Here is a 24358-nt window from a genome sequence, read left to right as displayed (position 1 = left end):
TTTAGGCGTCCATATAATCATTGGTCTTTAAGGAAATTTTCGTTAAAAAGTGGGGGAGTATATTGAATTCCTTCATTTTTAACTTATTGTCAAATGGTAGATTTCTGGCTACCGGCTTGTATTTTAATCAGACTTTTGTCTAAGCTAGCTCTGTTTTGCTGGAATAAAATTGAGTACAATGTTGCCGTAATGACGTTTACGTAAACGTCAATTTACGCGTTAATGTAAGCGTTAATGTAAGCGTCAATCTGGGCCTAAATTCCAACCTCAATCAACGTCAGTAAAACGACCCACATCCCAAAAAGAGAGACAACAAATGCAAATTCAAAATAGCGTATTCATCATCACCGGCGGTGCTTCAGGTCTGGGCGCAGCGACTGCCCGTATGATCGTTGCCAATGGCGGCAAAGTGGTGCTGGCCGATGTCCAGGTTGAGGCGGGTGAAAAACTAGCCGCCGAGTTACAAGGTCAGTTCGTTAAATGCGACGTCACGTCCGAAGCCGATGGCCTGGCAGTCGTTGCCGCCGCAACCGCGATGGGTACTTTGCGCGGGCTGGTCAACTGTGCAGGTGTAGCGCCCGCGATCAAAACGGTCGGAAAAGATGGCCCGCATCCGCTGGAGATTTTTCAACGTGTCGTCAACATCAATCTGATTGGTACCTTCAACATGTGCCGTCTGGCCGCCGATGCGATGGGCAAGACAGACGCAGCAGAGCACGGTGAGCGCGGTGTGATCATTAACACAGCATCGGTTGCCGCATACGACGGGCAAATCGGTCAGACTGCTTATGCCTCTTCCAAAGCTGCTGTGGTCGGTCTAACCTTGCCAATGGCGCGTGACTTGTCCCGCAGTGGCATCCGCGTGATGACGATTGCCCCAGGTATTTTTGAAACACCGATGTTGTTAGGCATGCCGCAAGAAGTGCAAGACGCTTTGGGCAAAATGGTACCGTTCCCACCACGCCTCGGTAAGCCTGACGAATATGCGCATCTGGCAAAAACCATCATTGAAAACGTCATGATGAATGGCGAAACCATACGTTTAGACGGTGCGATCCGCATGCAACCGAAATAATTCGTTGTAAATAGCGGAATAAATTGTGAAGCGCCGTCGCAAATATCGTCCTGCAGCATGACATTTTGAGACGCCGCCAATACACTAGGGCAAGCTTTTTAGCTTGCCCTTTTTATTTAGGCGTGATGTTGACGTACATCGACAATTTTCTCTGCAAGGCTCACTCGCGCATCCCATGCAAATAGCACGAGGAGAACGATGCCGAAACAGTTTTCGTCACACCTATTACTTTAGAAATGCCTATGAATAGCAATGCGACTACAGGTTTGATTTTGACTGGCGGCGGCGCGCGGGCTGCGTATCAGGTAGGTGTGCTGAAGGCCATTGCCGATATTTTGCTGGAAGATGGCTGGGCGCCGGAGCGCAATCCTTTTGGCATCATTTGCGGTACTTCTGCGGGTGCCATTAATGCCACGGCGCTGGCTTGCCGATCTGACGATTTCAACCATTCTGTCGCCAGTATTGTGCACGTCTGGGAAAACTTCGAGGCGGCGCAAGTGTATCGCGCTGATTCTTTGGGAGTGATACGCTCCGGCGCGCGCTGGTTGTCGTTAATGTCCTTCGGCTGGCTGCTCAATAAATGGCGTAAATCGCCGCCCAACTCGCTGCTGGATAATTCCCCGCTGGCAGATTTATTAAACCGCATGCTGGATTTGCCGCGGCTAGATCAGGCGCTAGCCAGCGGTGCGCTACATGCACTTGCGGTGACTGCGTCCTCCTACACCGCAGGTCAGCATCTGACGTTTTATCAAACCCTGGCAGAGATCGAGCCATGGGTCAGAAGCCAGCGTCTGGCGCAAAGAGATTTCATCGGCGTGCCCCATTTATTGGCGTCCTCTGCGATTCCCTTCATGTTTCCCGCGGTGGCGCTGAACTGGGGCGGCTCTCTGGAGTTTTGCGGGGATGGTTCCATGCGCCAACTGGCGCCAATTTCTCCCGCCATCCATCTGGGCGCACAAAAGGTGTTGATCGTCGGTGCTGGCAGATTGTCTGAGCCAAGAAGAGAGAACACCGAGATTGCCCGTTATCCTAGTCTGGCGCAAATTGCTGGTCATGCAATGTCCAGCATATTTTTGGACAGCCTGGCAGTGGATATCGAACGCTTAATGCGTATAAACAAAACTCTGTCCATGTTGCCGCCCGAGGTATTAAAAAACACGCCGCTAAAACCGATTGATCTGTTAGTCATTGCACCGTCGCAAAGACTGGACGACATCGCCAGCCGCCATACCGGAAGTTTGCCATTACCCGTCAGAACCATGTTGGGCGGCATCGGTGCAACCGAGGTACGCGGCTCGGCGCTGGCGTCTTACCTCTTGTTTGAATCCAGCTACACCAGAGAATTAATTGAGTTGGGCAAGCAAGACACTTGGGCGCGGCGCGCAGATGTATCTCAATTTTTTGCTGAGTAGAAGCCAGAAACGAGATGCTGGACTATATTCGCGCTCGAAAATCTACTATTCCTTTTTAAAAATAGAGTGAATTTTGATGGGTTATTAATATACTCCCCTTTAATTTAATAAAATATGGTTGATTGTCCAGACTTTATATGGACAATCAATATATACACTGGGGGAGTAATTTAATCGATAAGAATGATCCGCTAGTAAAAAATCTTGGCACTCGATCTTAGAGACACCGGTTTCACTCGTTTTTAGCATCGCTTTGCAAATGCTCCAAAAACAAGGATGACTGTAGCAAAATCGAGAATTATTTCGTTGTCTTTAGTTTATTAAAGGTTGATTCGCCCGACACAAAACGTTAATCTATGTCACTTAATTAAATCTGTTGCCGCATAAAATAATGAATAATTTCAAAGCAACATTCTTAAAAAAGTGGTTGGCGCTACTCACAGTGGCGATGCTTACATCGGCCTCTTTTGCTTTCTCTGGTGCTTCCGTGTTACACGCCAAAGAAACCCATGCCGCAAACGCGAGTATGCAGACTATTGCGCTGGCAGAACTACCGAAAGAAGCACAAGCGACGTTAATCGCTATCAAGCAAGGTGGTCCATTTGCTTATGACAAAGATGGCGTGGTATTTGGCAACTATGAGTCCAGATTGCCCAGGCAAAAGCGTGGTTACTATCACGAATACACAGTAAAAACGCCCAGAGCCAGAAACCGTGGTGCGCGCCGGATTATTGCCGGTGGAGAGCCAGCAACATCAGGTGAGTACTATTACACCGATGACCATTACGAGAGTTTTAAGCAAATTAAAGAGTAGCCCCCAGTTTCAAAAGCCGCAGAAAACAGTAGCGGGAAACAGTAGCAGAAAAAAGTAGCACTAAGTCAAAATTCAATTCACCACAAAGCAAGCCACACCAATATGACAATAATCTCACCACCAGAGGGAGAAATGAGTTTGCTAACCAGCGTAGCGCCGAATGTCGTGCAATCGATTCGCGCTTTTCGTGTGCCTGATTTACAGGCAGAAGCAGCTCAACTCGGGCAGCATTTTTTGTACGCCTATTGTTTAGAGGCGACGACCAAACAACAAGTGTTGGGTAAAATCGCAGCTTCGTTCGGCTTCCCAAAACATTTTGGGAAAAATTTTGATGCCTTATCCGATTGTCTGACTGACTTAATTTATAAATCGGGTCCGCAACCGGGCTTTGTTGTCGTGCTGGAGCAGTTACCGAATACACCTAAGTTTGATAAAGAAGCGCGGGAAATTTTGCTCGATGTATTCCGCGATGCCGCTGATTTTTGGGCCGACAGAAAAGTTGCTTTCAGAGTGTTTTACTCCTTCGAATAAGACTCCCGGCAGAGCAAAAAAGCTGAAATCCAGACTCTATGCCGACTTTTAAAGTCGGCATTATTATTTGACGCAAACTGATTACGTATTTACCGCTTTTTTATAGGTTTTTTCCTTGACCTTTTGTCGTTAATGAGACCTAGCCCCTCCAGCACTGTACAATGCCGCCATGAAAAAGATTGTTATCCTCATTTCTGGACAAGGTAGCAATATGCAAGCCATTGTCCAGGCCGCCAAAGTAGAGCAATGGCAAGCCGAGATTGTTGCTGTCATCAGTAATCGCCCAGATGCACCCGGATTGGACTACGCAGCCAAGATGGACATACCCACAGTGGTAGTTGAGAGTAAAAGCTTTACCTCACGCGAAGCTTTCGATGCAGTATTGCAGCAGCAGATTGACCAGTTTGCCCCAGATTTAGTCGTGCTGGCTGGTTTTATGCGTATCCTGACCAGCGCTTTTGTACAACACTATGCAGACCGAATGATCAATGTGCATCCGTCGCTGCTGCCTAGTTTTGTCGGTTTGGCGACGCATCAGCAGGCATTGAATGCAGGCGTTAAATTGCATGGCATTACTGTGCATTTTGTGACGCCGGAGCTTGATCATGGACCCATCATCGCCCAGGCGGCGGTTCCAGTATTGAATGACGACACGGTCGATAGTCTTTCTAGGCGTGTTTTGGAACAAGAACACGTCATTTACCCAAGAGCGGTGCGATGGTTTATCGAGGGTAAGCTAAAAATGATTGGAAATCGGGTTCATGTCATTGGCGAGTAAGTGACAAATAAGTGATAAATACGCAGCGAATAGTTTGTTTGCCGCATGATCTTTAACACGGTTCAATCTTTAACGACATCACCGCAAATTGAAATTCATTAAGAAATAAAGAAGGAAACAAAATGAGATTACCTCCCGCCTTAGTCGGCCATACCGAAGAAGTGTTACGTGAAATTTTGCGTTTTACCGGACCTGCAGACATGGTCTTATCACGCTACTTCCGTGACCATCAACGTTTGGGCTCTCGTGAGCGCGGCGTCATCGCAGAAAGTATCTACGGCTTGTTAAGAAATAAAAGCGTTTTTACCAGTTTTTCAGAGTCTGGTAGCGGTGCTTCTATGCGCCGCTTGGCATTACTTGGCTTGGCTGATGCTGCAGGGATTGATTCTTTAGGTGGTTTGACTGAGGAAGAAACGGGCTGGTTGCAACGTGTAATGGAAATCGACCGTGCTCATTTGTCAGTCTCATTACAATCAAATTTGCCCACCTGGCTATGGGAAAAATTTGTTGAAAAAATGGGCGAGACTGAGGCCTTGGTCTTGGCTCAGGCATTAAACGCTCCGGCACCGTTGGATTTGCGGGTTAATTCCATTAAAGGGTCTAGCCGTGAAGAAGTGATCGCCAGTCTGGCATTGGCACCGATTGTGGCAGAACCAACGCCTTATTCGGCACTTGGTTTGCGTATCAAGAAAAAGCCGTCGATTCAGAATTTACCTTTATTCCAGGATGGCACGATCGAGGTGCAGGATGAGGGTAGTCAGCTTTTAGCCCAATTAGTCGGCGCTAAACGCGGCGAAATGGTAGCTGATTTTTGCGCGGGTGCCGGCGGTAAAACTTTGGCGCTGGGTGCAAGCATGCGCAATACCGGTCGTTTGTATGCGTTTGATATTTCAGAAAAGCGCTTAGCCAAGCTCAAGCCACGTTTGGCACGTAGCGGTTTATCCAACGTCCATCCGGTCGTGATTGCGCATGAGCGCGACGCTAAAATTAAACGCCTGGCCGGTAAGCTGGATCGCGTCTTGGTTGATGCACCGTGTAGCGGACTCGGTACCTTGCGCCGTAATCCTGATGTTAAATGGCGTCAGAACTTGGTCGGTATTGCGGAACTCAATGTCAAACAGACAGCGATCCTTGATAGCGCCGCCCGCTTAGTAAAATCTGGTGGACGACTGGTGTATGCAACTTGCAGCGTGCTGGAAGAAGAAAACGAAGCCATCGTGTCTGCTTTTATCGCAGCACATCCTGACTTTACGCTGGTCCCGATGTCACAAGTGCTGGCAGAGCAAAAAATCGACTTAGAAATGGGTGATTATTTGAAATTAATGCCACATTTGCACCAGACGGATGGTTTCTTTGCTGCGGTGTTGGAGCGCAATAAACCGCAAGTTGAATAATATTTACTCACGTATTTATTTTTACATCGGGATAAAAACTTGGATAAAAATGTAACTACTAACGCAAGCTTGTTAGCAAGTTTGATTGCTGATTTATCAGATGATTTGCAGAATACAAACTTTCTCTGGCAAGTCGGGACGGTATTTATTTGTTTCGCACTTGCATGGTATGCAGCGACTTTGTTGAAGAGAAATTTCTCTAAAACTGGGACCTCAGCAGGCGTGTTGCAGATTAGCGCGAGTAGTTTTCATCGAGTAGTATTTCCATTACTGGCTTTAGTTTTCATTTTTATCGCCAAGATTATCCTGGGGCGTTGGCAGCATACACATTTGCTGAGCTTGCTTATGCCCATCATCGGCTCTCTGGCGCTGATACGCTTTGGTTTTTATGTGGTGCGCCGTACTTTTGCCAAAGACGGGAAGATAGGCAGCTTCCTTGCCACGTTTGAGAAGTTGTTCGCACTTATCGTTTGGCTTGGGGTGGTTTTGCACTTCACCGGTTTGTGGCAAGAACTTTTTGCTGCGCTGGACGACACCGTTTTACCTATTGGTCATAACAAAGTCTCATTACTTTCTATAGCGCAGGCTCTTGTCTCTGTCTCCTTGACTTTGATCGTCGCACTCTGGGCTAGCGCTGCTTTAGAAGCGCGCTTGATGTTGCTACCAAGCATGCACTCTTCGTTGAAGGTGGTGTTATCTCGCTTCGGAAGAGCCGTGCTCATTTTATTGGCGATCTTAGTCAGCCTGACGATCGTTGGCATTGATCTTACTGTTTTGTCCGTATTTGGCGGTGCGTTGGGCGTTGGCTTGGGTTTTGGTTTACAGAAAATTACCAGTAGCTATGTTTCTGGTTTCATTATTTTGTTAGACCGAAGCATGTCGATTGGTGACATGATCACAGTAGATAAATTTAGTGGGCGGGTTACTCAAATCAATACTCGTTATACGGTATTAAAGGGCTTGGACGGTGGTGAGTCGGTTATCCCAAATGAAATGCTAGTGTCTACTCCTGTGCAAAATTTCTCACTCAGTGATCGTGCTGTGGCGATGGGAACCGATGTAATTGTTGCTTATCAGACAGATATTGAGGCGCTATTCCCTATTTTGGCCGAGGTAGTGGCGCAAGTGCCACGGGTTTCAAAAGAATCTCCTCCATCTGCCTACTTACTTAAGTTTGGAGCCGATGGACTAGAACTACGGATTGGATTCTGGATTGGTGACCCTGAAAACGGCCGCTCTAATGTATTATCAGAGGTAAATCGTGCTATCTGGAAAGCTTTGCAGGAGCACAAAATTGAATTACCTTGCGCGCAACGCGCCGTAACACTGATTAATATGCCAAGTACTAGCGCACCAGAAAATAATGCGCCAGACAAAGTTTTTGGGTCAACTTAAAAAAACGCGTACAATACGAAAATTCGCAGAAAATTTTGACGCTTTGCTTTTATCAATTAAGCTAGGATAGTGTCATTAACTAAGGAGTACTTCTCATTTTGAGCACTTTTATTGATATGGTAATTGACTTTTTGTCTAATGGTTTGACTCGTGCAACCGCCTGGCAGGTGTTTATTTTTACTGCCGTGGTCACGCACATCACTATTATCAGCGTCACGATATTTTTGCATCGTTGCCAAGCGCATCGCGCATTAGATTTGCATGCGGCTCCTAGCCACTTTTTCCGTATGTGGTTATGGCTGACTACCGGCCAGGTTACAAAGCAATGGGCTGCGATTCACCGCAAGCATCACGCTAAATGCGAAACTGAAGAAGATCCGCACAGTCCTGTAACGCGCGGTATTAAAAAAGTTTTATTAGAAGGCGCTGAACTGTATCGCGCAGAATCAAAAAATCTTGAAACCATCCAAAAATATGGTCATGGTACACCTGACGACTGGATCGAAAAAAACCTGTATAGCCGCTTCAGTTGGCAGGGTGTTGCACTGATGCTGATTATTGATTTCATGTTGTTTGGTGTCATCGGCGTCACCGTCTGGGCTGTACAAATGCTGTGGATTCCAGTCACAGCGGCAGGCATTATCAATGGTATAGGACATTACTGGGGCTATCGCAACTACGATTGTCCAGACGCTGCTACTAATATCATCCCGTTCGGTATTTTGATTGGCGGCGAAGAGTTGCACAATAATCACCACACATTTGGTACATCGGCAAAATTGTCTTCCAAATGGTATGAGTTTGATATTGGCTGGATGTATATTCGCTGCCTGGAAATTGTTGGTCTTGCTAAAGTGAAAAAGGTTGCTCCTGAGCCTAAATTTGCTGAAATCAAATCAGCAATTGATATGGAAACCTTGCAAGCGGTCATTTCTAACCGTTATGACGTAATGGCGAAGTACACAAAATCCTTGCGTCGTACTTGGTCTCAGGAAGTTGCTTTGTTGCGTGAGAAAGCTCATTTTGAAGATGGCTTCTTGAAATCAGCTAAAAAGCTTTTGCAACGTGAGCCAACCAAATTAGAAGCGCCGCAAAAACAACATTTATCTGAAGTGTTAGCACATAGCAACGCCTTAAAGACTATGCATGATATGCGCGTTGAGTTAGGCCTGATTTGGGAGCGTTCCACTGTTAGCCGCGAGCAACTGGTACATCAGTTGCAAGATTGGTGCGTTCGTGCCGAGGCATCTGGTATTCAGGCTTTACATGACTTCTCTCGTAGATTGCGTAGTTACGCTTGATTTGAGATGAGGTAGTTAAACAAAAAAACGACGCCATCGCGTCGTTTTTTTATTGTGTTTACAAAGACTTGAGATATAAAAATCAATACTAGCTCGTGGCTATACAATGGGTTGAATTGTCGTAAGCGCATTAACGATCTCTTGTAGATATGCGCATTAAATGGATTTTGATACTGAGTGAGCTAGACCAAGTATTAATTCATGAATCAATCACCCATGATGCAATAGACGAAAAAAAACCTGCAATTTATGCAGGTTTTTTTAAGATATCCAAAATTATTTAATTTTAGTTTCTTTGTAGATCACATGCTTACGTGCCTTAGGATCAAACTTCATGATCTCCATTTTTTCAGGCATAGTACGCTTGTTTTTTGATGTGGTATAGAAATGACCTGTACCAGCAGTCGATTCCAATTTGATTTTGTCGCGACCAGATTTAGCCATGATATTTTCCTAACAATAGTTTTCGCTTAAACTTTTTCGCCGCGAGCACGCAGATCAACTAAAACAGCATCAATGCCGATTTTGTCGATGACACGTAAGCCTGCGTTAGACAAACGCAGGGAAACCCAGCGATTTTCTGACTCTACGAAAAAGCGACGATTTTGCAGATTAGGCAAAAAGCGACGTTTGGTTTTGTTGTTTGCATGGGAAACATTGTTGCCAACCATTGGCCCCTTCCCAGTAACTTGGCAGACACGCGCCATGTTTCACTCCTTAATGGTTTCCGAATTTGGAAAAAAATGAAGTATAACGAAAATTCTAATAATTATCAACGACTTGCGAAAAACAATTGTGTCTAAATTTATTTTTAAATTTAACATTTAATCTATTATGACTAATTGCACCGCTTTTGATATGGATATTTAAATTTGTCCATGCTCGGCAAAGGAATAAACGTTGGGATTAGCCACAATAAAATGATCTAGCACCCGAACGTCGACCAAGGATAAAGTCTGCTTTAGTGTTTTGGTAAGCGTGATATCGGCGTCGCTAGGTTCTGCGTTGCCAGAAGGGTGATTGTGAGCAAGGATAACGCTGGCAGCATTGTGGTGAAGTGCCGCTTTCACAATTTCTCGTGGATAGACACTTGCATGACTGAGCGTGCCCCGGAAAAGTTCTTCTGAGGTGATCAAGCGATTTTTTATATCTAAAAATAGTACGGCAAAAGATTCATAAGTTTTGTTCCCTATCAAAAGTTGAAGATAACTTTTTACGGCTTGTGGTGATGACAGCATTGGCGCTGATTGCAGCTCTTCAGAAATAGAGCGTTTTGCTAGCTCTAAGACAGCATGCAGTTGCGCATATTTCGCGTTACCCAATCCATGGACTGACGAAAATTCTTTGATATCAGCGGCAAACAAGCCAGTCAATGAACCAAATTGACTCAGCATATCGCGCCCTAAATCAACGGCGCTTTTTCCGGTTACCCCAACACGTAAAAAAACAGCCAGCAGTTCAGCATCAGACAGGGCTTTTGCTCCAAACTTGATCAGCCGTTCCCTTGGGCGTTGATCCTCAGGCCAATCAGTGATTGCCATAAATTTATCCTTATAACGACGAGCTTGATTTTATTAAAGGTAACGAGGCTAATTAATTTTAATATTAATTAAAATGCAATTATTATATTGCAATTTTTCTTAATCATGGCGTAATTTAATCTGAGGTAAGAACAAGGAATGTGTCGCAATCTATGGGGTGAGATTATTCAATCTTCTACGATATTTGTATTGAATTTGATTGAATTTTGTCGTCGCGCCAATAAGATTTCAAGTTAATCCATTTAATATACTCCTACTAGGTATGTTTTAATTGTCCATAAATTAATTGGATAATGTGGGGCGGATTCAGCTACGAAGAGCAACGGGAGGTAAGTTTTAGGGGGAGTATATCCAAATTATAAAAAACCTCAAACGGCGTTCGATAGCCGAGGCATTTCCTAGGGCGATGATTGAGTTGATTGACTGCCCGTTGCAACTGGGCTTGAGTGATTTCCTTGAAGTTGGTGTTCTTTGGAAAGTAGTATCGTAATAAGCCGTTCGTGTTCTCGTTGAGCCCCCGCTCCCAGGAATGATACGGATGAGCGAAGTACACTTGGGCTTGCAGATGTGCTGCGATGGACTCATACCCTGCAAACTCCCTGCCATTATCGAACGTGATGGTATGGCAGTGCTGCTGATGTGGCGTGAGCAGTTGCTCGATGCTGGCAGCAACTCCTTGCGCGTGTTTGCTATGATGTTGCCGGGCTAAGGTAAAACGAGAGACACGATCGACCCGCGTAATGACGATACCTTGCTGTTTCTTGCCAATGATCGTATCGCCCTCCCAGTCGCCTAAGCAGATTTTTTGATCCACGATCGCGGGTCGTTGGTCAATGCTGATACGGTTCTTGAGCATGCCCCGGCGCTGTTGACCACTACCGTAGCGTTTGCGGTAGGGCTTCTGACCCCGCAGATGCTTGAAGAGAGTGCCGCCCGCTCTGCGGTCAGCGTAGATGCGCAGATAGACGGTTTCATGACTGCTCTTCATTTTTTCCTGCCGTTCCAGGCTTAACCGTTCGATTGCTTGCTGCGGCGATAAGTCCATGTGCAGGTAGGTCGAGACGGCGAGCCAGTCGTTGTCATCAATACGTCGTGCGTTACGACTATTCTTTTGTCGTTCGTCGGCTATTTTTTTCGCTTGTAAGGGGCGCCACCCGCTTCCTCCGGTATTGCGCTTGAGTTCCCTGTGGATGCTGGACTTATGACGATGGAGTGCGGCAGCAATCTCGCTGACTGTCTTTTTTTCTAACCGCAGTGCGTAAATTTGGTATCGTTCGTCTTGGGTTAGGTGTGTGTAGCGCATATTCGGCAACTTTCGACTGGCTGGTCAAAAGGCAGAATGCTATCGCATCTGACCCTTTGACTTTTTATTCAACGTTGCTCTTCGTACTTGAATCCGCCTGGTATTTTTAAGAAAAATAAAGGGGAGTATATAAAAATGGAAAATTGAAGTAATCAAATATCTAAAGAAAAATCATTTATTTACACCCCGTTTACATGTGTTTTGTATTAAGTCTGCTCAGAACCCATACCTGCACACTGCGTTCTTCTATTTCATTAGAATTGGAATGACATACAATAGTGCCTTGATCGAACATCCTTATTATCATGTCAAATCCCGTCATTCCAGTCGTTACATCAGATGCATATCTGACTTTGCACTATCGTTTAGCTACTTTGGACGGTGAAAACATTATTAGTACCTTTGAAGAAAGTCCTGCCACATTACAAATGGGTATGGGCCAACTGGCGCCAGAACTTGAGCGCGCTTTATTGGGTCTGGAAGAGGGCTCGCAAATTACGCAAGAACTGGCACCAGAAAATGCATTTGGACCACGTAATCCTGAGCTGATTCAGCGTGTGTCGCGCGCTACATTGAAAGAAAATTCCGCTTTTGGTGAGCAATATGTGATCGGTGATTTGGTTGAGTTTGCAGCCCCTTCGGGTGGGCGCTTTGCCGGAATTTTGAGATCTATCGACGCCGAGGGTGCATTGTTTGACTTCAATCATCCTCTTGCAGGACAAACTGTTTTGTTTGAAACAAAAATTATCGGCATTTTATAAAGCGACAAATGGACAAAGAAATTTTATTGGCGCAACCACGAGGTTTTTGTGCCGGCGTTGACAGAGCAATAGAAATCGTTGAGCGCGCATTACAACAATTTGGCGCACCCATTTATGTGCGTCATGAGATTGTGCATAACGCTTATGTTGTGAACGATCTTCGAGAAAAAGGTGCTATTTTCATTGAAGAATTAGATGATGTACCTGCCGGAAATACGGTTATTTTTTCGGCGCATGGCGTATCACAGTCGGTTAGAAAAGAAGCTGAGGCAAGAGGCTTAACCGTGTTTGATGCAACTTGCCCTTTGGTCACTAAAGTACACATAGAAGTTGCAAAAATGCGGAAAGAAGGCCGTGAAATTATCATGATCGGTCACCAGGGACATCCTGAAGTTGAGGGGACGATGGGTCAAACTGAGGGTGGCATGCACTTGGTTGAAACGGTCGAAGACGTTGCTTTATTGGAAGTTGCAAATCCGGATTTACTTGCCTATGTCACACAAACTACTTTGTCTGTCGATGACACGATAGAGATTATTGGTGCCCTCAAGAGTAAATTCCCCCAAATTAGCGAGCCCAAAAAAGGCGATATTTGTTACGCAACAACAAATCGCCAAGAGGCTGTTAAATTTATGGCGCCGCAAGTCGATTTAGTGATCGTTGTTGGCAGCGCCAACAGTTCTAACTCTAATCGTCTGCGTGAAGTTGCGCAAAAGAAGGGTGCGGCATCCTATATGGTCGATAACGAGACACAAATTCAACCAGCATGGTTGGACAACTGTCGCCGTATTGGTGTCACAGCAGGCGCATCCGCCCCTGAAATACTGGTTCAACAAGTCATTGAGCACTTAAAACAGTTAGGCGCCTTAAGCGTACGCACGCTAGACGGTGCTGAGGAGAGTGTGACTTTTCCTATGCCAAAAGGATTGACGGGCATAAAGTAATCAGCAAAAGGAATTGTTCTTTCGATGCTTGCAAATTTTAAATTGCAAGTCTGTTTTTATTCAGTATTTTATTTCGTCTACTCATCATTAACATAGCTATGCTTTGATCGGCAGCAACGCTGATTTCTGCTTTACAGGCGGTAGTGGTGGTGTAGTATGGGGACGAACAAAACATATCTGCAATATTTTTGCCATTGTGTTGATGTTCAATCTCATTATAATTCCTCCTGTTTTAATAAACTGCATCATTGCAGTGCATGAAATATAAGTAGCATATAAGTGGCATCTAAAAATATTACAAAAAGCTTTTCATTCAAAGTTGCAGAGGAGAGTTTCATATGCGTTATCAGCACAATTTTATTGCTCCGGATTACATGACACGTCGTTTAGGCTAACAGGCGTCGAAATTGAGCGGCACTCATGAAAGACGGAGTGCCGTTTTTTGTTATCAGGAATGGTTTTTGCTGAGTGTTTTGCAGATTGAGATAAGTTGATATCTTAGTAAAAATCCCGATTAGTTCTTAAAGAGAGAAGCAATATGGATACATTTATCCAACAAATTATTAATGGACTGGTACTAGGGTGCATGTATGCCTTAGTCGCACTAGGTTATACGATGGTATACGGTGTACTTAATCTGATTAATTTTGCTCATGGCGACGTGTTGATGGTCGGCGCGATGGCAGGATTAACGATTATTAGTTTTCTTCAGCATGTCGCTCCTGATCTCCCGGGGATCGTCAAATTAATCATCGCGATTTTGGGGGCAATACCAGTTTGTATTATTTTGAACGTGGTGATCGAGAGGGTAGCCTACCGAAGGCTACGAAATGCACCGCGACTGGCTCCATTAATTACAGCGATCGGCATCTCGCAATTAGTCCAGGTTTTTGCGATGATTATCTGGGGTCGCAGCCCAATTTCTTTCCCAAGTATTATGCCCTCCACGCCGATCGCGATTGGCGGCGCGGTGATTTCACAAACACAAGTACTACTGCTAGTTTTGGCGACGCTCGCCATGGTTGGTTTGGTCTTACTCGTGGAAAAAACAAAAATGGGACGTGCTATGCGTGCTACCGCAGAGAATCCAAGAGTTGCCGGATTGATGGGAGTCGATTCGAATAAAGTGATTGTCGCGACCTTTGCGATTGGTGCTTCACTGGCTGCAATCGCAGGGGTGATGTGGGCCGCAAACTATTCTTCTGCTCAATTTGCAATGGGATTTTTACCCGGCTTAAAAGCATTCTCTGCTGCGGTACTAGGAGGCATTGGGAATATTTATGGCGCTATGGTCGGTGGCATTATTCTTGGATTGATTGAAAGTCTCGGTGCTGGCTACATCGGCGAGTTAACCGGAGGCTTACTGGGAAGTCAGTATCAGGATATTTTTGCCTTCGTTGTTTTGATCATTGTGTTGACGCTGCGCCCATCCGGCATTATGGGTGAACGTGTTGCAGACCGAGCCTAAGGAGAAAACAATGTCGAATTTATTTGATATAAAAGCAAATCCTAGTAAGGCTTACTCTAGCTTTGCAGTCCTCGCCATTATTTTAGTTGTATTCCCTTTTGTTGCCGCCAATTTTGGTAACTCCTGGGTACGTATTATTGACTTTGCTTTGCTCTATATTATGTTGGCGCTAGGGCTAAATATCGTTGTCGGTTTCGCTGGCTTATTGGATTTAGGTTACATCGCGTTCTATGCGGTTGGTGCCTATATTGCCGCTTTGCTTGCTTCGCCGCAGTTTGCTGTGGTGCTTGAATCTTTTGTCAATAATTATCCGGCTGTTGGTAATTTCTTGATGGCGGTCTTCGGTCCCGAAATCGCTCAGACTGGTTTGCATTTGTCGGTCTGGATAATCGTACCTATTGCGGCGGCTGTGGCTGGATTGTTTGGTGCTTTGCTGGGCGCTCCTACCCTCAAGTTACGTGGTGATTATCTCGCTATTGTGACTTTGGGCTTCGGCGAAATTATCCGTATTTTCATGAATAACATGAATTCACCAGTGAATATTACGAATGGTCCGCAAGGTATCAACATGATTGACCCTATCCGGATTTTTGGTGTGTCTTTGTCCGGTGAGGCTGGCTCAAATGCGACACTGAATATTGCTGGTTTTAGCATGCCTTCAGTGAATGCCTACTACTTCTTGTTTTTAGCACTTTGTATTGTCATTATTTTTGTCTCACTACGTTTGCAAAATTCGCGCTTAGGCCGGGCCTGGGTTGCGATACGTGAAGATGAAATTGCCGCTAAAGCGATGGGTATTAACACTCGCAACATTAAATTATTAGCATTCTCAATGGGGGCTTCCTTTGGTGGTGTTTCTGGTGCAATGTTCGCCTCATTCCAGGGCTTTGTGTCACCAGAATCTTTCTCATTGACTGAATCTATTGTCGTGTTAGCGATGGTGGTGCTAGGTGGTATCGGGCATATTCCAGGGGTTATTTTGGGTGCAATTTTGTTAGCAGCCTTGCCTGAAATATTGCGTCACAGCGTTGAGCCTTTGCAAAATCTTTTATTCGGCAAAATTTTGGTTGAAGCCGAAGTATTGCGTCAATTGTTATACGGTCTTGCGATGGTCCTGATCATGCTGAATCGACCTGCCGGTTTGTGGCCAGCGCCAAAACACGAAGATCGACCGACTAGCAGCAATGACAAAACTGCCGAGGCTTAAGGGATATCGACATGACTGAAAAAACTATTTTAAAAATTGAAGGTGCAAACAAACGCTTCGGTGGTTTGCAGGCTTTATCGAATGTCGGCATCAATATCAAGCAAGGCCAAATTTATGGCCTGATTGGTCCTAATGGTGCGGGTAAAACAACCTTTTTTAATGTGATTACTGGTTTATACCAACCTGATTCTGGCGTATTTGAATTGGATGGTAAGCCTTATTCACCTTCTGCCCCACATGAGGTTGCCAAAGCAGGTATTGCGCGGACTTTCCAAAATATCCGCTTGTTTGGTGAAATGACCGCTTTAGAAAATGTCATGGTGGGACGCCATATCAGAACTCATCAAGGTGTTTTTGGTGCGGTGTTTCGTTTCCCAGCGGCGGTAAAAGAAGAGGCAGAAATCCGCCTCCGTGCGCAAGAGCTGCTCGACTTCGTTGGTATTGGTCAGTTTGCTAGCCGGACTTCTAAATTTCTGTCTTACGGCGATCAGCGCCGTTTAGAAATTGCCCGCGCATTAGCGACGGACCCAAAATTATTAGCACTTGATGAGCCTGCTGCCGGTATGAACGCCACTGAGAAGTTAGCGTTGCGTGAGCTACTGGTAAAAATCAAAGCAGAGGGTAAAACTATTTTGCTGATTGAACATGATGTCAAATTAATGATGGGTTTGTGTGACCGTATTACGGTTCTGGACTACGGCAAACCGATAGCCGAGGGTGTACCTGCAGACATACAAAAAAATCCTGCAGTGATTGAAGCGTATTTGGGAGGTTCTCACTAATGGTTGATAACGTATTGAAAATCAGCAACCTCAAGGTTGCTTACGGCGGTATCAAAGCGGTCAAAGGTATTGATCTTGAGGTGAACAAAGGTGAGTTAATTACTTTGATTGGTGCCAACGGCGCCGGTAAAACAACGACGCTTAAAGCAATTACCGGTACGCTACCAAGCTCTAAAGTAGAGGGCGAAATTCTCTATAACGGCAAATCCATTAAAGGGGTAACTTCATTTGAACTGGTGAATAACCATTTAGCTATGGTACCTGAGGGGCGCGGTGTTTTTACGCGTATGAGCATTTTAGAAAACCTGATGATGGGTGCATTTATTCGCAATGACAAAGCGGGAATTAATGCAGACATAGAAAAGTGGTTTGCGGTTTTCCCTCGCTTGAAAGAACGTGCGGCGCAATTGGCAGGTACTTTGTCTGGTGGCGAGCAACAAATGTTGGCGATGGCACGTGCTTTGATGAGTCATCCAGATTTACTGTTGCTTGATGAGCCTTCTATGGGTTTGTCCCCAATCATGGTGGAAAAGATTTTTGAAGTAGTCAGAAATGTTTCCGCTCAAGGGGTAACTATTTTATTGGTAGAGCAAAATGCGAAGCTGGCACTGCAAGCGGCGCATCGAGGCTACGTCATGGATTCGGGGGCTATTACTATGTCTGGTAATGCTAAAGATATGCTGAATGATCCTAAAGTTCAGGCGGCTTATTTGGGTGAGTAAATTACTCAAATGACAAAGCGATAAACACAAAAAAGCCCCGATTTCACTCGGGGCTTTTTTGTGTTTATTTAATTTGAATTTTCAAATTCAAATTAAAACTTATTTCTTGGTTGCTTTAGGCGTTGCTTTTTCTGTTGCTTTGGTGATTTGCGCTACTGCCGTTGTCATATTTGTTTCTATCGCTTCGACAGCTTGTTTGGTCGTTTTGCTTAGTTGGTCGTAACCAGCGTTGGCATTAGTGATGGCAGTTTTAACGAAAGTCACCATGCCTTCTGTGCCAGCAGGTGCATTTTTTGAGACTTCTTCAAATAACGCTACGACTTTGCGATTTGTTTCTGCAATTTGCGATTCTGCTGCCTTCGTAAATTCTGCTTGTGTGCTGGAAACGATTGTTGATAAATGACGACCATATGCCAAAGCTTTTTCTGTATTCGGTTGTGCGTGGGCAGCTGATAATGTAAAGAATTCTTGTGGGTCTTTAGCTGCCATTAATTGCTTGGCATTTGCTGTAGATTCTTCCATGGAGGTTTTAACAACGGTCAAATTTAGTTCTACAAATTTTTCTACGCTTTCAAATGCTTTAGTCGTTAGCGCAGTCATCATGGCAAGTTGAGCATCGAAATTTGCTTTAGTGGCAGCGGAAAATTGTTCTGGTGCAGAAAACATAGATTTCTCCTAAAAGGATCGTTCAATTTGATGACAGGGGTTGCATTTTTGAAACTATTTATAGCTGATATTGTGCGATGCAATATGAAGCATTTTATTGATTAATTGAGCGAAGTCAAGAAAATTGTGCATTGCAACAAAATTGTCTTTATTGAAAATAATGGCATGATTAGAAATAGGGATAAACGATTATTAGCAAATTCTTTCTAATCTGCGGCGATTATCGAAGCTAATTGTGACCAGGGGATGAAATCATCCCGTAGCTTCATGTATTATTTTTACAGGAAATGGTATTTCATTAAGATTGGGACTTACGCAAAATTGTCCCGGCAGGGCGTAGCGAAGAGGGTAGTACTTTAGTAAGACTAGGTGCTGTAACGCTTTGGGGCAGTTTTGTGTAAGTCCTAAATATGAGTCACACATGTGGAGCGCGACAAAATGGCAATAGAGGCAAAACAGAGAAGTGCATTTAAACATTTTCATGTCATCAGCACCCGCTGGATGGATAATGATGCTTATGGACATGTAAATAATGTGGTGTATTACAGTTGGTTTGATACCGTCGTAAACCAATTTCTGATTGTCAACAGCGTGCTTGATATCGAGAAAAGTCCATTCATCGGATTAGTAATTGAAACTCAGTGCAATTACCTGGATTCAGTAGCTTTTCCGGATGTGGTCAGCGCCGGTGTCAGCGTCACTAAACTTGGTAATTCTAGTGTCCGTTACGAGGTAGGCATTTTTAAAAACGATGAAGACACTGCCTCAGCACAAGGTCATTTTGTTCATGTTTATGTTGACCGGATTACCCGTAGGCCAGTGGTTATCCCAGACCGTGTAAGGGATTTGTTAAAAACAATAGCAATTTAAAATGCAGAGCCCTCGCAAAACAACCTTAGCTGTGTCGCGTCTCCTGGTCGTACTTGTATGTACGGCCTTCGTCGCCACGCTTTGCTGAGACAATTTCTGATAAGTCCTAAAAACTATACACGGAGTAATAATGATTAATTCCCCAAGCCAACAACATGTTGATGAAGCTATTGTTTCCCGACGTTCAATCCGGTCTTTCTTACCGACGCCAGTTGATCAGGAAGAGCTGCGCAAAATTTTAACGGTATCTGCCCGTGCGCCTTCAGGCAGTAACACTCAGCCTTGGAAAGTGTATGTCTTAACCGGGGATAAATTGCGATTGTTGTCAGCCAGCATACTCGCGGTACACAATGATGTAGAGAAGGCGCAAGAGCATAAACAAGAATATAACTACTACCCAGTCAAGTGGATCACGCCTTATCAGGAGCGCCGTCGTAAGGTTGGTTGGGATTTATACGCGTTACTTGGTCTCGGTCGAGAAAATAAATCTGGCATCCACGCGCAGCACGGGCGCAATTACGGATTTTTTGATGCTCCGGTCGGTTTGATTTTTACGATTGATCGCGTTATGGAGCAAGGTTCCTGGCTAGATTATGGAATGTTCTTGCAAAATATTATGCTGGCGGCACGGGGGCGCGGTCTTGATACTTGCCCTCAGGCGGCCTTCACTCAGTATCATAAAATTATTCAAGAGGTATTAAACTTGCCAGAAAACGAAATGCTGGTTTGCGGCATGTCGCTTGGCTACGCGGATCACAGCAAGATAGAAAATACCTTGATCACAGAACGTGATGCAGTTGATGATTTCGTTAAGTTTTTAGATTAGAACTTAGCTAAAGCCATCATTGCCACCGTCTCGGTAGCGTTGCAGCTCCTACTTCGACTAAGATGCTGTCTTTGTTGCTACGCCTGCCGGGGTAATTTTGTAGATCGCTTCGGCTTGAGATAATTATCAATTGCTTAAACTATCCGATCCACGTCGGGAAAAATTGATTATGACTAATCCGTGACACTAGACTTTTGTTCAAGTAATGCGCATAAGTCTTTAATTCTCTTGCGAATTTTCACAATTTTGCTACACTGCATCAAATTTTCTACATTTATATTTGGGAGCGATTGATGCTTAAATTTGCTCGTAAGGCACTTATTCTTTGCGTTGCGATGCTACCAGCATCAGCCGTATTTGCCGAAGTTGTGCACCACAAGAAGCACGTGCACAAAAAAGTAGTCACGAAACTTGCTGCAAGCAAATTTGTGACACACACGATTATCGTTAATGGCAAGAAGCGTGTGGTCACACAACGCGTCCCGGTCGTAGCCGTTGTCGCTGAAAAAGCAACAATGGGTGATATCGCAGGTCTTAAGCACACGCAAGATCCTTTGGCTTTGCAATCCAATGTTGCCTTCGTTGTAGACCAAGCCAGTTCCAAAGTCCTGTTTGAAAAAAACTCGAATGTTTCGTTGCCGATTGCATCGATCACTAAATTGATGACGAGTTTGGTTGTGGTCGAGGCCAAGCAAGACATGAGTGAAGAGATTGAAATCACGAACGATGATCTCGACAAAGAAAAAGGGACAAGCTCGCGTCTGAAAATTGGCTCCAAATTATCCCGTGCCGATCTATTGCATATCGCTTTGATGAGTTCTGAAAACCGTGCCGCTTCTGCTCTGGGTAGAAACTACGTCGGTGGTTTGCCAGCATTTGTCGCTGCGATGAACGCCAAGGCAAAAGAATTAGGCATGACCGAAACGCATTACGTCGATTCTTCCGGCTTATCTAGCCACAATGTCGCCAGCGCTCAGGATTTGGTGCGCTTGGTTAACGCGGCCTACCAGCATCCAGTAATTCGCCAATATTCAACGGACACCAGCTATATTGTTTCTCCAGGCGGACGTCCTTTACAGTATTCAAGTTCGAATAAATTAGTCGCAAATCCTACCTGGGAAATCGGCTTACAAAAGACTGGTTATATTTCCGAAGCGGGTCGTTGTCTGGTCATGCAGGCAATGATAGAGGGCCGTGCGATTGTGATGGTATTTCTTGACTCCAAAGGTAAATATTCCCGGCTGGCTGATGCGGGACGTATTCGTAAGTGGTTAGAAACAATTAAACCGCAAGCCTGATTTTTCAATCTAAATTAAATCTGGTCCGGCTAATTTGGCTAATCGGGTTTTGCAAGTGGTTAAAAAAACGGTTGATAGGGATAGTATGATCCTTATCAGCCGTTTTTTATTTCCTGCCTTACTCCGCTTTTATTCCAGCAAGCCATGCCAAAGCGCGCGCGTGCTGGTAACTTCCTTTGCAATCTGTTCTGGTGCAACACGGGCTTGCTCTTCTCCTTGCAGGCGCTGGTTGTGTTGAAGCTTGCGTAGCAGTCGATAAGCGTTGGCGTTTTGATCTGCCAGAGTAGCATCGATTAAGCCTAATTCTCCACATAGTTTAAGCAGCGCGATGTTGCCGATATTCGCGGTTAATTGCGGGTAGGTATGGGCATGCTTCAAGACTAAAAATTGTACGATAAATTCAATATCTATCATGCCGCCTGCATCTTGCTTCAGGTCGAATAAATTAGAGCGATTGGGATGTGCATCGCGCATTTTTTTGCGCATCTTGATCACTTCTTCTTTGAGTTTGTCCGGGTTACGTACTTGTCTTAAAACTTGCTCCCGAATCTGATCAAATTGCGTTGCGATACGCGCATCACCGGCACAAAATCGTGCTCGCGTTAAGGCCTGATGTTCCCATAGCCATGCAGATTTTTCCTGATATTTGGCAAATGCGGCAACCGACGATACCAGCAAACCACTAGCACCATCTGGTCGCAAGGCGATATCAACATCAAACAAAATTCCGGCAGGTGTGTGGCAAGTCATCCAGGTAATAAAGCGCTGCGCCAGTTTGGCGTAATTGGCCGGTGCGTCTTGATCGTCGTCGTCATATAAAAAAATGACATCCAGATCGGAGGCATAACTCAATTCTTTACCACCTAATTTACCGTAGGCGATGACGGCAAATTGCGGTTGCTCCCGGTGGCGAGTGGAAATCGTTTGCCAGGCTGCTTGTATCGTCGCTGCCACGATCACATCCGCCAGTTGCGACAAGGCATCGGCCAAATGTTCTACGCTGGCTTTACCCTCTAAATCTTGTGCCAGCAAACGGAATAGCAGGGCGTGATGCATCTCACGCAGGGTTTCCATCTGGCGCTCAGTATCGCCTTGGTGCTGGTCTAATTGTTGTTGTAGTTCGGTACTAAAATTGTCCCAGTCGACATCTTGATGTAGGGCTGTTTCGTCCAGAACACTGTCAAGTAATATTGGATGGCGGGTTAAAAATTTAGCTGCCCAATCGCTCGCGCCCATCATCCTGACGACACGCTCCAATGCATACGGATACTCGGTCAGCAGCGCAAGATAGGCCGATCTTTTGGCGATCGCTTCAATAAAATCCAATAGACGATTTAGCGTTGCCAACTGACCGCTACTTTGTTTGGCAATCAGTGCTAAGGCGCTATTGATGATGGCGACTAATTTATTACGATTATTATCGGACAGCGATTGCAGTCGCGGCGCTCGCCACGTACTCATCAGTCTTTTTACTGCACTTGGCACATCATGGAAATGTAATGAGACGAGATAAACTTCCAGCATTTCGTCACCATCTGCACCAGATAAAGTCGCTGCCAGCACGCTATCATCACCGGTTTTTTTCAGCGATTTTTTCTCTTTGAAAATAGCATCAAATTGTTCGGCAACAAATTGTCTGTGTAGGCTTAGTTCATTGAGTAATTCGCGGGTAGAACCATAGCCCATCATTTGCGCGATGATCAGCTGATCTTCTTCCTTGGCTGGGAATGTATGTGTTTGCGCGTCATCCAGATATTGCAAGCGATGTTCCAGATTGCGCAAAAAATCGTACGAGGTCAGCAATTGATCGACGACGGCAGACTCTAGGATATTTTTCTCTGCAAGGGTACGTAGCGTGTTGCGAGTAGACCGGTCGCGCAAGCTGGCTTCTCGTCCGCCCCGTATTAACTGAAATACCTGGCTTAAAAATTCAATCTCCCGTATGCCGCCTCGCCCCAGTTTAACGTTGTTGCTACGTTCTGGATGACGGGTTTCCTGTCGTATGACCTCGGCACGGATTTGTGCGTGCATCGAGCGCAGCGAATCGATCACGCCATAATCCAGGTAACGTCGATATACAAACGGTCGAATAATTTTATCTAGCGCCAGAATATCCAAAGGTTTGCCAGTGAGCGCACGTGCTTTAACCCAGGCGTAACGCTCCCATTCTCTGCCTTGCACCATAAAATATTCTTCAACCATCGCAAAACTAGCGACCAATGGACCGGAGTTGCCATTGGGGCGCAAGGCCATATCAACTCTAAAGCTGAAACCGTCTTCGGTGACTTCAGAAATTGCTGCAATTAATTTTTTACCAAGCCGGCTAAAAAATTCATGGTTAGATAAGCCACGTTGCTCGGCACTGGCATTGGTATCGCCGTTCTCGGCATAACAAAAAATCAAGTCGATATCGGAAGATACATTCAGTTCGTCGCCCCCCAGCTTACCCATACCGAGCACGATTAATTCTTGCGCCTCACCGGATTCTTCTCCAATCGGCGTGCCGTAGAGGGCAACAGCCTCTTGCATCAAGGCAGTCAAATGCTGTTGCACGACAAAATCGGCAAAACTGCTCGTTGTTGTGACGACTTCATCCAGATCGGCTTGTCCATTCAAGTCACGGATAATCAGGCTAGAAATCACCAGATTACGTAAGCGGCGCATCGCTTTGTGCAAGCTGGCACCTGCTTGTATTTCTTTTTGTAAAATCTGAGCAAAAATCACTGGGCTCAACGATAATCTAACTGTCTCTTGCAATATGGTGATGCGGCTGCTGTCCGCTTGCAGCCAGCGACTTACAAAGCGCGACAAACAATGTGGGAGTTGGTCCGATAGATCATCTGAACGGCCATCTGAACGGCCATCTGAGCCGCCATCTAAAAACACATCGGTATTGTTTGCCGTAAGCTTGTTCATATGCTTGTATTGGTGAAGTAGAGAAATGATTTTAAGGCAAATGACAGGCGCCGGTAGGATTTTGAAGGCAGATTTTTCAGGATAATTTCGATCGTCTGTATAAGTGAGCTAGCGTACAGAAATACGCATAAATAAAATATACTCTCTATAAGTATATTTAATCGTCCATATAAAACCTGGACAATAAGACATTTTTCTATAATTAGTGGGGGAGTATATTGGTTTTTGATGTAAAGAGCAGCGTGTTGGCAGATCAGTTTTTGTCATTGCCGGGCGATATTTTCTGGAAAATGCGTTGGTGTAATGTAGAGCTTACGCAAAACCGTTTGCGCAGATTGGTGCCCATTACTTTCT

General features: G+C 45.1%; 23 protein-coding genes. 17 read left to right on the top strand and 6 right to left on the bottom strand.

The features are described 5' to 3' along the window. The first annotated feature begins 316 nt into the window (after positions 1 to 316). The 8 genes from RGU72_RS09695 to RGU72_RS09660 all read left to right on the top strand — a co-directional run bounded on the left by RGU72_RS09695 (position 317) and on the right by RGU72_RS09660 (position 8700). Positions 317 to 1075, top strand: a complete 759-nt coding sequence (locus tag RGU72_RS09695) for a 3-hydroxyacyl-CoA dehydrogenase (RefSeq protein WP_322119527.1) — start codon at positions 317 to 319, stop codon at positions 1073 to 1075. A 242-nt stretch (positions 1076 to 1317) separates the two neighbouring features. Further along, positions 1318 to 2487, top strand: coding sequence for a patatin-like phospholipase family protein (locus RGU72_RS09690; RefSeq protein ID WP_322121610.1), 1170 nt, complete (start codon positions 1318 to 1320; stop codon positions 2485 to 2487). 391 nt (positions 2488 to 2878) lie between these two features. Then, complete coding sequence (locus tag RGU72_RS09685) at positions 2879 to 3301, top strand: ribonuclease (RefSeq protein WP_322119526.1); 423 nt, start codon at positions 2879 to 2881, stop codon at positions 3299 to 3301. A 132-nt stretch (positions 3302 to 3433) separates the two neighbouring features. Continuing rightward, entirely contained in the window at positions 3434 to 3832 is a 399-nt protein-coding gene (locus RGU72_RS09680) for a barstar family protein (RefSeq protein ID WP_322121609.1), read from the top strand. Positions 3833 to 4001: 169 nt separating this feature from the next. Further along, positions 4002 to 4610 (top strand): phosphoribosylglycinamide formyltransferase, encoded by a 609-nt coding sequence (gene purN, locus RGU72_RS09675; RefSeq protein ID WP_322119525.1) that lies wholly within the window; start codon positions 4002 to 4004, stop codon positions 4608 to 4610. Between the two features lie 122 nt (positions 4611 to 4732). Continuing rightward, positions 4733 to 6004: an RsmB/NOP family class I SAM-dependent RNA methyltransferase gene (locus RGU72_RS09670; RefSeq protein WP_322119524.1), complete on the top strand. Its 1272-nt coding sequence runs from the start codon at positions 4733 to 4735 to the stop codon at positions 6002 to 6004. Between the two features lie 39 nt (positions 6005 to 6043). Further along, a complete protein-coding gene (locus RGU72_RS09665; RefSeq protein ID WP_322119523.1) occupies positions 6044 to 7399 on the top strand; it encodes a mechanosensitive ion channel family protein in 1356 nt (451 codons plus the stop codon). A 116-nt stretch (positions 7400 to 7515) separates the two neighbouring features. Beyond that, positions 7516 to 8700: an acyl-CoA desaturase gene (locus RGU72_RS09660; protein ID WP_322121608.1), complete on the top strand. Its 1185-nt coding sequence runs from the start codon at positions 7516 to 7518 to the stop codon at positions 8698 to 8700. Between the two features lie 276 nt (positions 8701 to 8976). Here RGU72_RS09660 and rpmG read toward each other — a convergent pair whose 3' ends face one another. From rpmG to RGU72_RS09640, 4 genes are all read right to left on the bottom strand, one after another. Continuing rightward, entirely contained in the window at positions 8977 to 9144 is a 168-nt protein-coding gene (rpmG, locus tag RGU72_RS09655) for a 50S ribosomal protein L33 (protein ID WP_110257750.1), read from the bottom strand. Positions 9145 to 9170: 26 nt separating this feature from the next. Continuing rightward, positions 9171 to 9407: a 50S ribosomal protein L28 gene (rpmB, locus tag RGU72_RS09650; protein ID WP_322119522.1), complete on the bottom strand. Its 237-nt coding sequence runs from the start codon at positions 9405 to 9407 to the stop codon at positions 9171 to 9173. A 159-nt stretch (positions 9408 to 9566) separates the two neighbouring features. Further along, positions 9567 to 10241 carry a RadC family protein gene (radC, locus tag RGU72_RS09645; protein ID WP_322119521.1) on the bottom strand — a complete coding sequence of 225 codons (675 nt, stop codon included), beginning with the start codon at positions 10239 to 10241 and terminating at the stop codon, positions 9567 to 9569. A 310-nt stretch (positions 10242 to 10551) separates the two neighbouring features. Beyond that, complete coding sequence (locus tag RGU72_RS09640) at positions 10552 to 11544, bottom strand: IS30 family transposase (RefSeq protein WP_322119520.1); 993 nt, start codon at positions 11542 to 11544, stop codon at positions 10552 to 10554. 305 nt (positions 11545 to 11849) lie between these two features. Here RGU72_RS09640 and RGU72_RS09635 point away from each other — a divergent pair, with 305 nt between their 5' ends. From RGU72_RS09635 to RGU72_RS09610, 6 genes are all read left to right on the top strand, one after another. Continuing rightward, positions 11850 to 12305 (top strand): peptidylprolyl isomerase, encoded by a 456-nt coding sequence (locus RGU72_RS09635; RefSeq protein WP_322119519.1) that lies wholly within the window; start codon positions 11850 to 11852, stop codon positions 12303 to 12305. An 8-nt stretch (positions 12306 to 12313) separates the two neighbouring features. Next, entirely contained in the window at positions 12314 to 13249 is a 936-nt protein-coding gene (gene ispH / locus RGU72_RS09630; RefSeq protein WP_322119518.1) for a 4-hydroxy-3-methylbut-2-enyl diphosphate reductase, read from the top strand. Positions 13250 to 13787: 538 nt separating this feature from the next. Continuing rightward, positions 13788 to 14717: a branched-chain amino acid ABC transporter permease gene (locus tag RGU72_RS09625; protein WP_322119517.1), complete on the top strand. Its 930-nt coding sequence runs from the start codon at positions 13788 to 13790 to the stop codon at positions 14715 to 14717. 10 nt (positions 14718 to 14727) lie between these two features. Next, positions 14728 to 15924 (top strand): ABC transporter permease subunit, encoded by a 1197-nt coding sequence (locus RGU72_RS09620; RefSeq protein WP_322119516.1) that lies wholly within the window; start codon positions 14728 to 14730, stop codon positions 15922 to 15924. Positions 15925 to 15935: 11 nt separating this feature from the next. Further along, on the top strand, positions 15936 to 16706 hold the full coding sequence (locus tag RGU72_RS09615) for an ABC transporter ATP-binding protein (protein WP_322119515.1): 771 nt from the start codon (positions 15936 to 15938) through the stop codon (positions 16704 to 16706). After that, complete coding sequence (locus tag RGU72_RS09610) at positions 16706 to 17428, top strand: ABC transporter ATP-binding protein (RefSeq protein ID WP_322119514.1); 723 nt, start codon at positions 16706 to 16708, stop codon at positions 17426 to 17428. The genes RGU72_RS09615 and RGU72_RS09610 overlap by 1 nt, the downstream gene beginning before the upstream one ends. 99 nt (positions 17429 to 17527) lie before the next feature. On the opposite strand, the gene RGU72_RS09605 is transcribed toward RGU72_RS09610, so the two are convergent. Next, positions 17528 to 18094: a phasin family protein gene (locus RGU72_RS09605; protein WP_322119513.1), complete on the bottom strand. Its 567-nt coding sequence runs from the start codon at positions 18092 to 18094 to the stop codon at positions 17528 to 17530. Positions 18095 to 18532: 438 nt separating this feature from the next. On the opposite strand from RGU72_RS09605, the gene RGU72_RS09600 reads away from it, so the two are divergent. The 3 genes from RGU72_RS09600 to pbpG all read left to right on the top strand — a co-directional run bounded on the left by RGU72_RS09600 (position 18533) and on the right by pbpG (position 21088). Next, positions 18533 to 18964: a thioesterase family protein gene (locus tag RGU72_RS09600; protein ID WP_322119512.1), complete on the top strand. Its 432-nt coding sequence runs from the start codon at positions 18533 to 18535 to the stop codon at positions 18962 to 18964. Between the two features lie 130 nt (positions 18965 to 19094). Continuing rightward, the gene (locus RGU72_RS09595; RefSeq protein ID WP_322119511.1) at positions 19095 to 19790 is read left to right on the top strand and encodes a nitroreductase; all 696 of its coding nucleotides are present in this window, start codon (positions 19095 to 19097) and stop codon (positions 19788 to 19790) included. Positions 19791 to 20083: 293 nt separating this feature from the next. Next, positions 20084 to 21088, top strand: a complete 1005-nt coding sequence (gene pbpG, locus RGU72_RS09590) for a D-alanyl-D-alanine endopeptidase (protein ID WP_322119510.1) — start codon at positions 20084 to 20086, stop codon at positions 21086 to 21088. A gap of 129 nt (positions 21089 to 21217) precedes the next feature. On the opposite strand, the gene glnE is transcribed toward pbpG, so the two are convergent. Beyond that, positions 21218 to 24004 (bottom strand): bifunctional [glutamate--ammonia ligase]-adenylyl-L-tyrosine phosphorylase/[glutamate--ammonia-ligase] adenylyltransferase, encoded by a 2787-nt coding sequence (glnE, locus tag RGU72_RS09585; protein WP_322119509.1) that lies wholly within the window; start codon positions 24002 to 24004, stop codon positions 21218 to 21220. Positions 24005 to 24358: the final 354 nt, after the last annotated feature.

This window comes from Undibacterium sp. 5I1 (assembly GCF_034314085.1).
Classification (GTDB): domain Bacteria; phylum Pseudomonadota; class Gammaproteobacteria; order Burkholderiales; family Burkholderiaceae_D; genus Undibacterium.
Note: the sequence above shows the minus strand (reverse complement) of the source record. Positions and strands in the feature narration are given on the sequence as shown.

Bases quoted from the DNA above. Each gene is read 5' to 3' on its own strand.
- RGU72_RS09695 (WP_322119527.1), top strand. From the start codon at position 317: ATGCAAATTCAAAATAGCGTATTCATCATCACCGGCGGTGCTTCAGGT.
- RGU72_RS09690 (WP_322121610.1), top strand. From the start codon at position 1,318: ATGAATAGCAATGCGACTACAGGTTTGATTTTGACTGGCGGCGGCGCG.
- RGU72_RS09685 (WP_322119526.1), top strand. From the start codon at position 2,879: ATGAATAATTTCAAAGCAACATTCTTAAAAAAGTGGTTGGCGCTACTC.
- RGU72_RS09680 (WP_322121609.1), top strand. From the start codon at position 3,434: ATGAGTTTGCTAACCAGCGTAGCGCCGAATGTCGTGCAATCGATTCGC.
- purN (WP_322119525.1), top strand. From the start codon at position 4,002: ATGAAAAAGATTGTTATCCTCATTTCTGGACAAGGTAGCAATATGCAA.
- RGU72_RS09670 (WP_322119524.1), top strand. From the start codon at position 4,733: ATGAGATTACCTCCCGCCTTAGTCGGCCATACCGAAGAAGTGTTACGT.
- RGU72_RS09660 (WP_322121608.1), top strand. From the start codon at position 7,516: ATGGTAATTGACTTTTTGTCTAATGGTTTGACTCGTGCAACCGCCTGG.
- rpmG (WP_110257750.1), bottom strand. From the start codon at position 9,144: ATGGCTAAATCTGGTCGCGACAAAATCAAATTGGAATCGACTGCTGGT.
- rpmB (WP_322119522.1), bottom strand. From the start codon at position 9,407: ATGGCGCGTGTCTGCCAAGTTACTGGGAAGGGGCCAATGGTTGGCAAC.
- radC (WP_322119521.1), bottom strand. From the start codon at position 10,241: ATGGCAATCACTGATTGGCCTGAGGATCAACGCCCAAGGGAACGGCTG.
- RGU72_RS09640 (WP_322119520.1), bottom strand. From the start codon at position 11,544: ATGCGCTACACACACCTAACCCAAGACGAACGATACCAAATTTACGCA.
- RGU72_RS09635 (WP_322119519.1), top strand. From the start codon at position 11,850: ATGTCAAATCCCGTCATTCCAGTCGTTACATCAGATGCATATCTGACT.
- ispH (WP_322119518.1), top strand. From the start codon at position 12,314: ATGGACAAAGAAATTTTATTGGCGCAACCACGAGGTTTTTGTGCCGGC.
- RGU72_RS09625 (WP_322119517.1), top strand. From the start codon at position 13,788: ATGGATACATTTATCCAACAAATTATTAATGGACTGGTACTAGGGTGC.
- RGU72_RS09620 (WP_322119516.1), top strand. From the start codon at position 14,728: ATGTCGAATTTATTTGATATAAAAGCAAATCCTAGTAAGGCTTACTCT.
- RGU72_RS09615 (WP_322119515.1), top strand. From the start codon at position 15,936: ATGACTGAAAAAACTATTTTAAAAATTGAAGGTGCAAACAAACGCTTC.
- RGU72_RS09610 (WP_322119514.1), top strand. From the start codon at position 16,706: ATGGTTGATAACGTATTGAAAATCAGCAACCTCAAGGTTGCTTACGGC.
- RGU72_RS09605 (WP_322119513.1), bottom strand. From the start codon at position 18,094: ATGTTTTCTGCACCAGAACAATTTTCCGCTGCCACTAAAGCAAATTTC.
- RGU72_RS09600 (WP_322119512.1), top strand. From the start codon at position 18,533: ATGGCAATAGAGGCAAAACAGAGAAGTGCATTTAAACATTTTCATGTC.
- RGU72_RS09595 (WP_322119511.1), top strand. From the start codon at position 19,095: ATGATTAATTCCCCAAGCCAACAACATGTTGATGAAGCTATTGTTTCC.
- pbpG (WP_322119510.1), top strand. From the start codon at position 20,084: ATGCTTAAATTTGCTCGTAAGGCACTTATTCTTTGCGTTGCGATGCTA.
- glnE (WP_322119509.1), bottom strand. From the start codon at position 24,004: ATGAACAAGCTTACGGCAAACAATACCGATGTGTTTTTAGATGGCGGC.